The following is a 12,446-nucleotide window of genomic DNA, read 5'->3' as shown; positions in this document are numbered from 1 at the left end:
TTGCGCCGGATGCAAAGCCGTCGCGCCGGGCACGAAAGCCTGACCGGGCTCAATACAAAAGCCATTCGATCGTTTACAGATTTGGTAATAATTCGTAGAATTGCGACCGCTAACGCGAATCATACGCATTTACATTGACGTCTTCCGAGGTCACGGGTCCGCCCCGCCGACCTCGCGGCGACGCATCCGATCACCGATACTTCCGCTGCCTTTCGCCATGCCCGCCCAGTTCAAGACGAGGCCCCGTGCCCTCGTGTCGGCGCTGACCTGCTCCGTTTTCCTGACGCCGCTGCTCGCCGCCGCCGAAACCGCTCCTGCTTCCGCACCCGCTCCTGCTGCCGGCCAACCGGCCGCCGCCGAACCGTCGGCGACGCTGCCGACGATCGCGGTCCAGTCGTCCGCGCTGTCGGACATGCAGGTGAAGCGCTCGCCGTCGTACAAGTTCACCGCGCCGCTGCTCGACACGCCGCGCTCGGTCACGGTGATCCCCGAGCAATTGCTCAAGGAAAAGAACGTCACGTCGTTCGCGGATGCGCTGCGCTCGGTGCCGGGCATCACGTTCCTCGGCGGCGACGCGGCCGCGAACCCGTCAGCCGATCGTCCGGTGATCCGCGGCTTCGAATCGCGCAACTCGATCTTCGTCGACGGCATGCGCGACTCGGGGCTGCAGAACCGCGAGACGTTCGCGGTCGAGCAGATCAGCGTGATCAAGGGCCCGGACTCCGTGTACGCGGGCCGCGGCTCGGTGGGCGGCAGCATCGACATCGTCACGAAGACGCCGCAAAACGACGACTTCATCAACAGCAGCATCGGCTTCGGCACCGACGGCTACAAGCGCGCGACGGTCGACGCGAACCGCAAGATCAACGACACGACGGCCGTGCGGCTGAACGTGATGGGTCACGACGCGAACCAGGCCGGACGCAACGACGTGTACAACAAGCGCTGGGGCGTCGCGCCGTCGATCGTGTTCGGGCTGAACACGCCGACCACGGTCACGGTCAGCTACTACCACATGAACGCGTACGACATGCCGGACTTCAGCGTGCCGTTCCGCGCGTCCGGCGGCACGCCGGTGCCGACCGATCGCGGGCAGTTCTTCGGGCTCAACACGCGCGACTATCGCTACGGGCAAACCGACACCGGCGAAATCCGCGTCGAGCACAAGCTCAACGACGACTGGAAGCTGAAGAACACGACGATGTTCGGGCGCTCGACGCTCGACTACGTCGCGACCAATCCGCAGATCCTCGCGTCGAACCCGGCCATGCTCGGGCTGCAGGCGAAGAGCGGCAAGTACGCGCTCAACGGCTTCTCGAACCAGACCGAAGTGACCGGCAGCGCGAGCCTGTTCGGGATGAAGCACACGATGACGGCCGGCGTCGAGTTCAGCCACGAGCAATCGCGCTACGAGGGCTATCTCGTGTCCGATTCCGCCGGCAACAACATCCGCTCGGGCGGCCCGTGCTCGGTGGCCGGCAACTGCACGCCGCTCGCCGGCGGCTGGAACCCGAACATGCCGTGGACCGGCAACATCGTGCTGAACGGCGACAAGAGCTTCCCCGGCCCGACGACGAACACGCGCACCGATACCGTGTCCGCGTACATTTTCGACACGGTCCGGCTGTCCGAGCGCTGGCAGTTCAACACCGGGCTGCGCTTCGACCGCTACGACACGACCGGCAAGCAGGCCGGCGTCGCCGACCGGTCGAACACGTCGAACCTGTTCAGCTACCAGTTCGGCCTCGTCTTCAAGCCGGTGACGAACGTGAGCCTGTACGCGTCGTACGGCACGTCGTCGAACCCGCCGGGCTCGAACGCGGGCCTCGGCGGCGGCACCGACCAGATCACCGCGACGAACCAGGATCTCGCGCCCGAGCGCTCGCGCAACATCGAGATCGGCGCGAAATGGGACGTGCTGCAGGATCAGCTGTCGCTGACCTCGGCGCTGTTCCAGACCGAAAAGACCAATGCGCGCGTCAGCGACGGGCTCGGTCACACCGTCAACGCGGGCAAGCAGCGCGTGCGCGGTGTCGAGCTCGGCTTCGCGGGCAACCTGACGCGGAAGTGGCACGTGTTCGGCGGCTACTCGTACCTGAACGCGATCACGACCGACGCGGGCCCCGGCAGCCCGGGCGCCTCGGGCCTGCCGATGGTGATGGTGCCGAAGCACAACTTCACGCTGTGGACGAGCTACGACGTGCTGCCGAAGCTCACGCTCGGCGCGGGCGCGACGGTGATGAGCCAGACCTATGCATCGGTGTCGGCGACGACCAGGAAGTGGACGCCCGGCTACGCGCGTTTCGACGCGGCCGCGACGTGGCGCGTGAACAAGACGATGGACGTTCAGCTGAACGTGCAGAACCTGTTCGACAAGAAGTATTACGCGAGCGCGTATCCGATCTACGCGACATGGGCGCCGGGCCGTTCGGCGATGGTCACGCTCAACTTTTATCAGTAACAGTCAGGCGGCGGTCGGCGGCGGCGTCGCCGATGCAGGCCCGCGCCTTCGCGCGCGGGTCACGTTCACGCCAGGTGGTAACGCAGCCAGAAGGTCTCCCGGCACGCGTTGTCGAACGTCAGCCGCGACGGGCTGATCGGCTGCGCATCGGGATGGCGGACCACGTCGTAGTCGATCCAGCATTCGGCGCACAGCAGGTCGGACGGCGCGCGGTCCTGCTCGACGGAGCGGCGCACGATCGCGCCGTCGTCGAAACGGTATTCGGTTTCGGCGCGCGTGACCTCGACGTGGTCGTCGGTCCAGCGGTCGTGCGACGTGGCGTGCGACACGATCGACACCGGGCCGGCAAGCCCGTGGATCGCGGCGACGTAGGCAATGAGCGTGTCCATGGCGAGGCGGCGAACTGGCGGATGGCCGCTGCGCGCAACCCGTGCTGCGCGCGGCGACCCGAGCCGCGAGTATAGCCGCGCGCGCATGACCTTGCCGCCGGCAAGGGTTTCGCGCGTCATGCGTCCAGCGCCAGCAACGCGAACGTCGCGAGCCAGTGCTCGCCCATGTAGTCGCCGGCCACGTGCGCGAGCGCGCTCGCGAGATGCCGGTCGGCCGCGTCGAGCAGCTTCGCGCGCCGCGCATCGCCTTCCGGCAGCGCGCCGGCGAGCGAGCGCTGGCACCACGCGCGGCTCAGGTTCAAGCCGTCCAGATGCGCGATCTTGCCGTCGCTGCGGTCGCTGACCGTCGCCGGCACGAACAGCGTTGCCGGCTCGCCGCGCGCGAGATCGGGCAGGAAGCGCGCGAACCAGCCGTCGAATTCGGCGGCCGGCAGCACGCGCCGCATCAGCTCCGCCTCCATCAGCGCGGGCGACAGGAACTCGTCGCCCGACGGCTCCCACGCCTGGCACGCGACATCGTTCAGATGCCAGCGTTTCGCGGTGTCGACGATCAGCGCCGCGAGCCCGTCGCGCTGCGTCGCGCGCGCGAAGTCGAGCGTGAGCGCCAGTGCGAACGCGGTGTTGAAGTGCGTGCCGACCCGCAGCGGATAGGTCGCCTTCGGCAGGAAGGTCTCGAAGCGCGCGACGAACAGGTCGGCGAGCGGCGCAAGCGTCTTCGCCCAGCGGGCGGCCTGCGGCACCACGCCCTTCAGCGCGAGCCGCTCCAGCTGCGCCGACAGCGCCAGCAGCCACGCCCATCCGTAAGGCCGCTCGAAGCCGCTGTTGTGCGGCAGCGCGAGATACGCGCGTTCGCCGGCGACGTTCGCGTCCGTGAAATGCGCGTCGACGACGGCGATGATCCGCTCGGCCTCCGGCAACGCCGGATAGCGTTCGAGCACGCTCAGCACGAGCCAGTAGCCGTGCACGCACGAATGCCAGTCGTAGCTGCCGTAGAAGATCGGGTGCAATGCGCGCGGCCCCTGCACGTCGTGCGGGCCTTCGAGCGAATGCGTGAGCTTGTTCGGATATTCGCGGGTCAGGTGCGCGAGCGCGAGCGACGCGAATTTCGACGCGAGTTCGGGGGGCAGTCGGTCGGTCATGGGCATCTCGTCAGTCGTCAGAAGCGGAATACGAACGCGTACATCAGCAGCGTGTTCACGGCCAGCAGCAGCACCGCGGTCGGCCACTGCGCCTTGATCACGCCGTTCTTGTCCTTCAGTTCGAGCAGCGCGGCCGGCACGATGTTGAAGTTCGCGGCCATCGGCGTCATCAGCGTACCGCAGAAACCGCTCAGCATCCCGATCGCGCCGAGGATCGCCGGGTTGCCGTGGAACTGATGGACGATCAGCGGCAGGCCGATGCCGGCCGTCATCACGGGGAACGCGGCGAACCCGTTGCCCATGATCATCGTGAACAGCGCCATGCCGACCGTATAGGCGGCGACGACCGCGAACGGCGAATCGATCGGCACCCACTCCCTCACGAGCCCCGACACCACGCCGCCGACGCCCGCGACCGCGAACAGCGCGCCGAGCGCCGCGAGCATCTGCGGCAGGATCGCGGCCCAGCCGACCGCGTCCATCGTGTGACGCGCCTCCTTCAGCGCGTGAACGGGCGAATCGCGCAGCATCGTGAGCGCGACGGCGAACGCGACGAGCGTGCCGAGCACGAGCGAGATCAGCGTCACGCTCTTCGGATCGACGAACGGCACGAGCTTCAGCGCGAACGTGCCGATCAGCGTGACGACGGGAATCAGCAGCGCCGGCAGGAACAGCCGGTTGCCGAAGCGCAGCGCCTTCGCGTCGCGCCGCGCGGCCGCCGCAACGCCTGCTTCGTCCGACTTGCCGCGCCCCAGCTTGCCCGAGCCCGCGATCAGCGCGAGCGCGATGGCCAGGCAGCCCGTCACGAAGTGCGGCAGCAGCGCGCCGAACAGGAACGTGAGCGCGTAGATCGCCCAGAACGCGAAATTGACGACGCGGCGCGGGTTCGTGCGGTCCGTCAGGTTGAAGCACGCGAACGCGGCGAACATCAGCCCGGCGAGCGTGTACAGCGGTTCGAGGCCGATCATCGCGCGCCCTCCTGCCCCAACATCCCGAAGCCGCGCGACAGCCGCCGGTCGAGCAGCGCGAGCCGCGTGCAGTGGATCAGCAGCGCGGCGACCGCGGTCGGGATCGCCCAGACCGACAGGTGCAGCGGCTCGATCGCGATGCCGTTCTGTTCGAGAAAGCCCTTGATCAGCAGGATCGACTGGATCGCGATGAAGATGTCCTCGCCGAAGAACACGGCGACGTTGTCGGCGGCCGACGCGTGCGCGCGGATCTGCTGGCGCACCGCTTCCGGCAGGTCGCCGTGCCGGCCGACGGCCGCGGCCTCGGCCATCGGCGCGATCAGCGGCCGCACCATCTGCGCGTGTCCGCCGAGCGACGTGAGGCCGAGCGCGGCCGTCACCTGGCGCAGCACGAAATACAGCATCAGCACGCGGCCGGTGGTCGCCGCGTGCACGCGCGAGATCATCCGCTTCGCCTGTTCCTTGAGGCCGTTGCGCTCGAGCAGCGCGATCACCGGCAGCGTCAGCCAGATCAGCCCCATGTAGCGGTTGTCGGTGAACGCCTTGCCGAATGCGCTGACGATGTCGACGAGATTCATCCCGCCCGCCAGCCCCGTCGCGAGGCCCGCTATCGTCACCACCAGCAGCGCGTTGAAGCGCAGCGCGAAACCGATCACGACGATCGGCACCCCAATCAGCACCAGCATTGCCCCTCCTTGTGTTGGATGCGCGGCGCCGTGAAGACGCGCCGCCCGCCCGGTTTCGACCGGGTTCAGGCCGCAAAATCTAACACGAGACTTTATCGATAAAAAGTCGACAATTTGGCGCTTCGGGTAAACGTTGAAACCGGTGCTACGGTGCGCCGGCCGTGTTTCCGCGGTGTTTCAGCCGTGTTTCGTCCGAACGGCCGGCAGCGGTCGGCAACGGCGGCGCGCGCGTGGTGCGCACGCTTCCGGCGGGCGATCCGCGGGCGGCCCGCGCGCCCGCCGCGCATGGCGGAGCGCCGGTGCGCCGACTAAACTGGAAGGCATCGGCAACGTTCGGGAGAGCCGCCATGATTGACGTATTCCAGACCATCGGCAGCCGCGCGTTCTCCGCTCATCTGGCGAAGGACGGGATGGTGACGTTGATGGAACAACGCCAGGAAGTCGACCGCGTGACGCTCGCGACCGCCTATGCCGCGCTCGTCGAGGAATCGGAGCAGGAAACCGACCTGCTCGACGCAACCGTCGAAGGCATGATGCGCGCGCTGATCCAGGGGTACGCGCGCAGCCATTGATCGACTGAACGCGCACCGGGCGCGGTGCGCCGGCCTGCGCGGCCGGCTCGCCGATGCCTGCGCGTGCGCCCGTTTCCCGCCGAAACGAACGCGCCGGCAACGGATTTCCGCACCGCCGCATCCTCCCGCGCATGGCGGTCCGGCTTCCCGGGCGGCAAAAAATGCCGCCCGGCCATAGAGGAAAAGGTCGGAAACGACGCAATGCGCAATTTTTTCGATTGCCGCCGCTCGCGCCGCATGACAGCATGCGGGCGTCGCCAATCGAAAAGAATTCCGTGCCGTCCGCCCGCCGATGCCGTTCGGCGGCGCCGAACCGGCACTGCCTTTCATGAACCCGGCCCATATCCAACACTACGAACCGACCGGAGTATCCCGCTTGTGAACATCGGCATCGTCAACGACCTCCCGCTTGCCGTCGAGGCGATGCGCCGCGCGCTCGCGCGCCGGCCCGAGCATCGCGTGCTGTGGGTCGCGACCGACGGCGCGCAAGCCGTCGAACTGTGCGCCGCGCAACCGCCCGACGTCGTGCTGATGGACCTGATCATGCCGAAGTTCGACGGGATCGAGGCGACGCGGCGGATCATGCGTTCCGTTCGCCCGTGCGCGATCCTGATCGTGACGAGCTGCATCGGCGCGAACGCATGGCGCGTGTTCGAGGCGATGGGTGCCGGCGCGCTCGACGCGGTCGATACGCCGCGCCTCGGCGAAGACGCGGCCGGCGACTCCGCGCGGTTGCTGCTCGCGAAAATCGACCAGATCGGCCGCCTGCTCGACGTGCCCGGCGGTGTCCGCGCGGCCGGCACGGCCCCGCGCGCGGCCGGCGGCCCGCTGATCGCGATCGGCGCGTCCGCCGGCGGCCCCGGCGCGCTCGCGTCGATCCTCGGCAGCCTGCCGGCCGACTTCAGCGCGCCGATCGTGATCGTCCAGCACGTCGATCGCACGTTCGCCGAAGGGATGGCGCAATGGCTCGACGGCCAGACGCCGCTGACCGTGCGCGTCGCGTGTGAGGGCGACCGCCCGCAGCCTGGCGTCGCGCTGCTCGCGGCGACCGACGATCACCTGCGCATCACGCGCACCGGCACGCTCGAATACACGCGCGAACCGGCCGCCACGCCGTACCGGCCGTCGGTCGACGTGTTCTTCAACAGCCTGACCGAGCACTGGCCGGGCCGCGTGATCGGCGTGCTGCTGACCGGCATGGGACGCGACGGCGCGATCGGCCTGAAGGCCCTGCGGATGAAGGGCTATCACACGATCGCGCAGGACGAGGCGACCAGTGCCGTCTACGGCATGCCGAAGGCGGCCGCGACGCTCGGCGCGGCCCGTGCGATCCTGCCGCTCGAGCGCATCGCGGGCGAGCTGGTGGCACTCGCGCGGATCTGACCCAATGAAACCCTGTCACACCCATCGCTGCCATGGCGCGACCCTGCATCAATCATGACTAGCGACCTCACCCGCCCGCCCGGCGGCCTGCATGCGGCGTTCGACGCCGCGCGCGTGCCGCCCACGCCGCACGCCGACGCCCCCGCGATGGTCCTGCTCGTCGACGACCAGACGATCGTCGCGGAAGCCATCCGGCGCGCGCTCGTCGACGAGGACGGCATCGACTTCCACTACTGCCCGCGCTCGGACGACGCGCTGGCGACCGCGATCGAGACGCGGCCGACCGTGATCCTGCAGGATCTCGTGATGCCCGGCACCGACGGGCTGAGCCTCGTGAAGGCGTACCGTGCGAATCCGGCGACGCGCGACGTGCCGATCATCGTGCTGTCGACGCAGGAGGAGCCGGTGATCAAGAGCGCCGCGTTCGCGGCCGGCGCGAACGACTACCTCGTGAAACTGCCCGACCGCATCGAGCTGGTCGCGCGGATCCGCTATCACTCGCGCTCGTACATGAACCTGCTGCAGCGCGACGAGGCCTATCGCGCGCTGCGTCAATCGCAGCAGCAACTGCTCGAGGCCAATCTCGAACTGCGGCGCCTCACGCATTCGGACGGCCTGACCGGGCTGTCGAACCGCCGCTATCTCGACGAATACCTGGCCGCCGAATGGCGGCGCGGCACGCGCGAGCGCAGCGAGCTGTCGCTGCTGATGATCGACGTCGACAACTTCAAGCTGTACAACGACACGTACGGCCACGTATCGGGCGACAGCGTGCTCAAGCAGGTCGCGGCGACCATCGAGCGCTGTCTCGGGCAGTCCGGCGATCTCGCCGCACGTTTCGGCGGCGAGGAGTTCGCGGTCGTGATGCCGGCCACGTCGCCGGGTGCCGCACGGCTGCTCGGCGAGAAGATCCGCCTCGCGATCGAGTCGCTGCGGCTCGAGCACGCGCACTCGTCGACGGGCCGCTACGTGACGATCAGCATCGGCGGCGCGAGCATCGTGCCGGCCCCCGGCCTGCCGACGACGTCGCTGATCGAGGCGGCCGATCGCGCGCTGTATCGCGCGAAGCATGACGGCAAGAATCGCGTCGAGATCGATGCGCCGCCGGCACCCCCGGTTCCGCCGGCCGGCGGCGGCTTCGCGTGAACGCCTAGACGGTGACGAGCCGGCGCGCGTAGTCGGTCGGATCGAGCGGCCGGCCGAACAGGTAACCCTGCTGCATGTCGCAGCCGATCTGCTGCAGGAACCACGACTGTGCCTGGGTCTCGACGCCTTCCGCGGTGACCTTCATCCCGAGCGAATGCGCCATCGCGACCACGGCCTGCGTGATCGCCACCGAGTCGCGATGATCGGGCACGCCCGACACGAACGAACGGTCGACCTTCAGGTTGTGCAGCGGAAAACGCTTCAGGTACGCGAGCGACGAGTAGCCGGTACCGAAATCGTCGACCGAGATCCGCACGTTCATGTCCGTGAGCGCTTCGAGCATCGGCAGCACGGTGTCCGTGTCGTTCATCAGCAGTCCTTCGGTAATCTCCAGTTCGAGCGCGCCCGGATCGAGCTGTGTCTGCGCGAGGCAGTGGTAGACCGACTCGACGAGCCCTTCGTGGAACTGCCGCGGCGACAGGTTGACCGCAAGCATCAGGTCGGGCGCGATCGTGCGGCGCCATTCGGCGGCCTGCCGGCAGGCCGTTTCGAGCACCCACTGGCCGATCGCGACGATGAGCCCGGTATCTTCCGCGACCGGAATGAATTCCGCCGGCGACATCGGCCCGAGCTCGGGGCTCGTCCAGCGCAGCAGCGCTTCGGCGCCGACGATGCGGCCGCTGCGCGCGTCGACGACCGGCTGGTACGCGAGCCGCAGCATGTCCGACGAGAGCGCGCGCCGCAGCGACTGCTCGATCGCGAAGCGGCGCTGCAGGCGCAGGTTCAGCTGCGCGGTGAAGAACGTGAAGTGGTTGCGGCCGCGCTGCTTCGCGTCGTACATCGCGGAGTCGGCGTTGCGCATCAGCGTGGCCGCATCGTCGCCGTCGCGCGGCGCGGCGCTGATCCCGATCGACACGCCGAGCCAATATTCGTTGTTCGCGATCTCGAACGGCTTCGCGATGGTGTCGATCACCTCGCGCGCGAGCACCGCCAGCGCGTCGGGATCGTCGCAGTGGTCGACGAGGATCACGAACTCGTCGCCGCCGACGCGCGTGAGCGCGTGACGCCCGCCCGCGCAGGCCGCGAGGCGCGTCGCGACGCTGCGCAGCAGCGCGTCGCCGGCGTCATGGCCGGCCGTGTCGTTGACCTTCTTGAAGCCGACGAGATCGATGAACAGGATCGCGACGCGCGCGGGCCCGGCCGCCGCCTCGCGCGCGCCGAACAGCTCGCGCATCCGGTCCGAGAGCCAGCGCCGGTTGTAGAGGCCCGTCAGCGCGTCGCGCGTCGCCAGGTAGCGCAGTTGCTGCTGCGCTTCGCGCACGGGGCCGATGTCGTGAAACGACACGAGCACCGATTCGGGTTGCAGCTCGCCCGGCTTCACGATCGGCACCGCATTGCCGCGCACCCAGATGATGTCGCCGTCGGCAAGCCCGAAGCCGACCGAGTAGTCGAGCTGCGGCATCGCCGTGGTGAACGCGAGCCGGCTCGGCCAGTCGTCGGGCGCGATCGGCGTGCCGTCCTCGCGCAGCTTGTACAGGACCACCGTCGACAGCCGGCGGCCGACGAGTTCGCCCTTCACGCGCATCATCCGGTTCGCGCTCGGATTGCTCGCGACCACCACGCCGTCGCGCGACACGACGAGAATCCCTTCGTTCAGGCTGTTGACGACCTGGCGGTGATGTTCCTCGCTGCGTGCAAGCTGCCGCGAGATCCAGTCCTGGTGCACCGCGAGGCCGACGCTGTTGCCGATATCGCGCAGCAGGTCGGTTTCCGCGTCGGTGGGCCGCCGCGGCGTGCGGTGATAGACGGCGAACGCGCCGAGCACGGTGCCCGCGTCGTCCACGAACGGCACCGACCAGCACGCGCGCAGACCGAGCGGCAACGCGAACGAACGATAGTCGGCCCACAGCGGATCGGTTTCGATGTCTTCGACGGCGATCATCCGGCGCTCGTACATCGCCGTGCCGCACGAGCCCGCGACGGGCCCGATCGATGCGCCGTCGATCGCCGCGCTGTACTGCGCGGGCAGCGACGGCGCGGCGCCGACGTGCACGTGCACGCCGTCCGCGTCGAGCAGCAGGATCGTGCACGATGCGCCGTCGCCGAGCAGCGCCTCGGCGCGCCGGCAGACCTCGACGAGCAGTTCCGGCAGCGGTGTGTTGCGCGTGATCAGCCTCAGCACGCTTTGCTCGGATGCGAGCACTTCCGCCGCGAGGCCAAGGCTGTAGCGAGAACTTTGCGGTTCGGTATTCAAGACGAATCCTGCCGTCAGTTCGACCGGGTCTGATGCGCCCGATTCGTAAGCGATTCTTCGTGCCGTGTACCGCCCCGGGTTGACAGCCCCCCGGTGCGTCCCCATTGCGCGCCTGCCACGGCGCGCCAAATACATTTAACACCAATCCGCACCCGCTGGCGTACCCGCGCGCATCGAGGGTTTACGCGCGGTCTCGGCCGGCGGCCTGCCGCTCCGATTCGTCAGACGGTTGCAGCGCACCGCCCCGCCCGGCCGCCGTCAGTCCCGGCGGATGTGCTCGGCAAGGAAGTCGATCAGCAGCCGCACACGCGGCAAAAGCCCGCGCCGCGATGGAAACACCGCGTGCATCACGCCGCCCTTCGGCGCCCATCCGGGCAGCACGTCGACCAGCCTCCCGTCGCGCAGATCGTCCTCGACGACCATGCACGGCAGTTGCACGATGCCGACGCCATGGATCGCCGCGTCGCGCAACGCGTGCATGTCGTCGGAGATGTAGCGCGGGTGATGGCGCAACTGCGCCTGCTCGCCGTTCGGCCCGACCAGCTGCCACACATGATGCCGCGCCGGCCCCCAGTCGAGGCTCGGCTCGCCGGCCAGCTCGGCGGGGGCGGTCGGCATCGTGCGTCCGTCCAGCCACTGCGGCGCGGCCACCAGCCGCTGCGGGCTGTCGCCGAGAATCCGCATCACGAGATCGCTGTCCTCGAGCGGCGGAAAACGCACGCGCAGCGCAAGGTCGAAGCCTTCGCTCAGCAGGTCGACCCGACGGTTCGTCGCTTCGAGATGCACGTGCACCTCCGGATGAATCGCCATGAAGCGCGCGATGAGGTCGCTCACGCGATATTCGAGCAGCGCGGTCGGGCAGCTCACGCGGACGATCCCGCGCGGCTCCGCGTGCCGGCGCTCGATCACCTCGCGCGCCGCGTCGGCTTCGACCAGCACCGCGAGGCAGCGCTCGTAGAATTCGCGGCCGGTTTCCGTGACCGTGAAATGACGCGTCGTCCGCTGCAGCAGCCGCACGTCGTATTGCGCTTCCAGCGCGGCGATGCGCCGGCTCAGCGTCGATTTCGGAACATCCAGCGCCCGCCCCGCCTGCGTGAATCCGCCGTGCTCGACCACCTTCACGAAATAGTAGAGGTCGTTCAGGTCATCCATGATTGTTCCACCCATAGAACACTGACGGCATTCTAAGGGACTGGAAACCCGGTTGTTGCGCGAATAGCATCTTTCTTCGATACAGATCGATTTCGCGAACGCGACCGGCGATTTTCCCGGACGGGTGCCTCGCGCGCCGAATCGATCGACCCAGCCTGACGCATTCGCCCGCCGCGCCACCGCAGCGGACGGGTGCGACAGCACGGGCGCCCTGCCGCGACGACGATCCCGACGCCGCGGCCGCCCCACCCTGGACCCTCGGGATTCCTCTCACTTCCTGCTCTGTCTCTGGAGGC

10 protein-coding genes are annotated in these 12,446 nt (G+C 68.4%); 4 read left to right on the top strand and 6 right to left on the bottom strand.

The window, feature by feature from the left end; all coding sequences use genetic code 11:
* The first annotated feature begins 217 nt into the window (after positions 1-217).
* The gene (locus U5771_RS04985; RefSeq protein ID WP_322022948.1) at positions 218-2,461 is read left to right on the top strand and encodes a TonB-dependent receptor; all 2,244 of its coding nucleotides are present in this window, start codon (positions 218-220) and stop codon (positions 2,459-2,461) included.
* Positions 2,462-2,526: 65 nt separating this feature from the next.
* Here U5771_RS04985 and U5771_RS04980 read toward each other — a convergent pair whose 3' ends face one another.
* The 4 genes from U5771_RS04980 to U5771_RS04965 all read right to left on the bottom strand — a co-directional run bounded on the left by U5771_RS04980 (position 2,527) and on the right by U5771_RS04965 (position 5,643).
* Positions 2,527-2,850 (bottom strand): hypothetical protein, encoded by a 324-nt coding sequence (locus tag U5771_RS04980; protein WP_322022947.1) that lies wholly within the window; start codon positions 2,848-2,850, stop codon positions 2,527-2,529.
* A 116-nt stretch (positions 2,851-2,966) separates the two neighbouring features.
* Entirely contained in the window at positions 2,967-3,989 is a 1,023-nt protein-coding gene (locus tag U5771_RS04975; RefSeq protein ID WP_322022946.1) for a DUF2891 domain-containing protein, read from the bottom strand.
* 17 nt (positions 3,990-4,006) lie between these two features.
* Positions 4,007-4,957 carry a DUF979 domain-containing protein gene (locus tag U5771_RS04970; protein WP_322022945.1) on the bottom strand — a complete coding sequence of 317 codons (951 nt, stop codon included), beginning with the start codon at positions 4,955-4,957 and terminating at the stop codon, positions 4,007-4,009.
* A complete protein-coding gene (locus tag U5771_RS04965; protein ID WP_322022944.1) occupies positions 4,954-5,643 on the bottom strand; it encodes a DUF969 domain-containing protein in 690 nt (229 codons plus the stop codon). Before U5771_RS04965 ends, U5771_RS04970 begins: the two co-directional genes overlap by 4 nt.
* A gap of 347 nt (positions 5,644-5,990) precedes the next feature.
* Between U5771_RS04965 and U5771_RS04960 the strand changes: the two genes are divergently transcribed.
* From U5771_RS04960 to U5771_RS04950, 3 genes are all read left to right on the top strand, one after another.
* Positions 5,991-6,215 (top strand): hypothetical protein, encoded by a 225-nt coding sequence (locus tag U5771_RS04960; protein WP_057923809.1) that lies wholly within the window; start codon positions 5,991-5,993, stop codon positions 6,213-6,215.
* 378 nt (positions 6,216-6,593) lie between these two features.
* Complete coding sequence (locus U5771_RS04955) at positions 6,594-7,598, top strand: chemotaxis response regulator protein-glutamate methylesterase (protein WP_322022943.1); 1,005 nt, start codon at positions 6,594-6,596, stop codon at positions 7,596-7,598.
* A gap of 54 nt (positions 7,599-7,652) precedes the next feature.
* A complete protein-coding gene (locus tag U5771_RS04950) occupies positions 7,653-8,744 on the top strand; it encodes a diguanylate cyclase (RefSeq protein WP_322022942.1) in 1,092 nt (363 codons plus the stop codon).
* Between the two features lie 4 nt (positions 8,745-8,748).
* Here the strand turns inward: U5771_RS04950 and U5771_RS04945 are convergent, their stop codons facing one another.
* On the bottom strand, positions 8,749-10,998 hold the full coding sequence (locus tag U5771_RS04945; protein WP_322022941.1) for a putative bifunctional diguanylate cyclase/phosphodiesterase: 2,250 nt from the start codon (positions 10,996-10,998) through the stop codon (positions 8,749-8,751).
* Positions 10,999-11,256: 258 nt separating this feature from the next.
* Positions 11,257-12,150 carry a LysR substrate-binding domain-containing protein gene (locus tag U5771_RS04940; protein ID WP_322022940.1) on the bottom strand — a complete coding sequence of 298 codons (894 nt, stop codon included), beginning with the start codon at positions 12,148-12,150 and terminating at the stop codon, positions 11,257-11,259.
* Between the last annotated feature and the right edge of the window lie 296 nt (positions 12,151-12,446).

This window comes from Burkholderia sp. BCC1977 (assembly GCF_905339595.1).
Classification (GTDB): Bacteria; Pseudomonadota; Gammaproteobacteria; order Burkholderiales; family Burkholderiaceae; genus Burkholderia.
Note: the sequence above shows the minus strand (reverse complement) of the source record. Positions and strands in the feature narration are given on the sequence as shown.

Excerpts from the sequence above, each read along its gene's own strand:
- U5771_RS04985 (WP_322022948.1), top strand. The coding sequence starts at position 218 with ATGCCCGCCCAGTTCAAGACGAGGCCCCGTGCCCTCGTGTCGGCGCTG.
- U5771_RS04980 (WP_322022947.1), bottom strand. The coding sequence starts at position 2,850 with ATGGACACGCTCATTGCCTACGTCGCCGCGATCCACGGGCTTGCCGGC.
- U5771_RS04975 (WP_322022946.1), bottom strand. The coding sequence starts at position 3,989 with ATGACCGACCGACTGCCCCCCGAACTCGCGTCGAAATTCGCGTCGCTC.
- U5771_RS04970 (WP_322022945.1), bottom strand. The coding sequence starts at position 4,957 with ATGATCGGCCTCGAACCGCTGTACACGCTCGCCGGGCTGATGTTCGCC.
- U5771_RS04965 (WP_322022944.1), bottom strand. The coding sequence starts at position 5,643 with ATGCTGGTGCTGATTGGGGTGCCGATCGTCGTGATCGGTTTCGCGCTG.
- U5771_RS04960 (WP_057923809.1), top strand. The coding sequence starts at position 5,991 with ATGATTGACGTATTCCAGACCATCGGCAGCCGCGCGTTCTCCGCTCAT.
- U5771_RS04950 (WP_322022942.1), top strand. The coding sequence starts at position 7,653 with ATGACTAGCGACCTCACCCGCCCGCCCGGCGGCCTGCATGCGGCGTTC.
- U5771_RS04940 (WP_322022940.1), bottom strand. The coding sequence starts at position 12,150 with ATGGATGACCTGAACGACCTCTACTATTTCGTGAAGGTGGTCGAGCAC.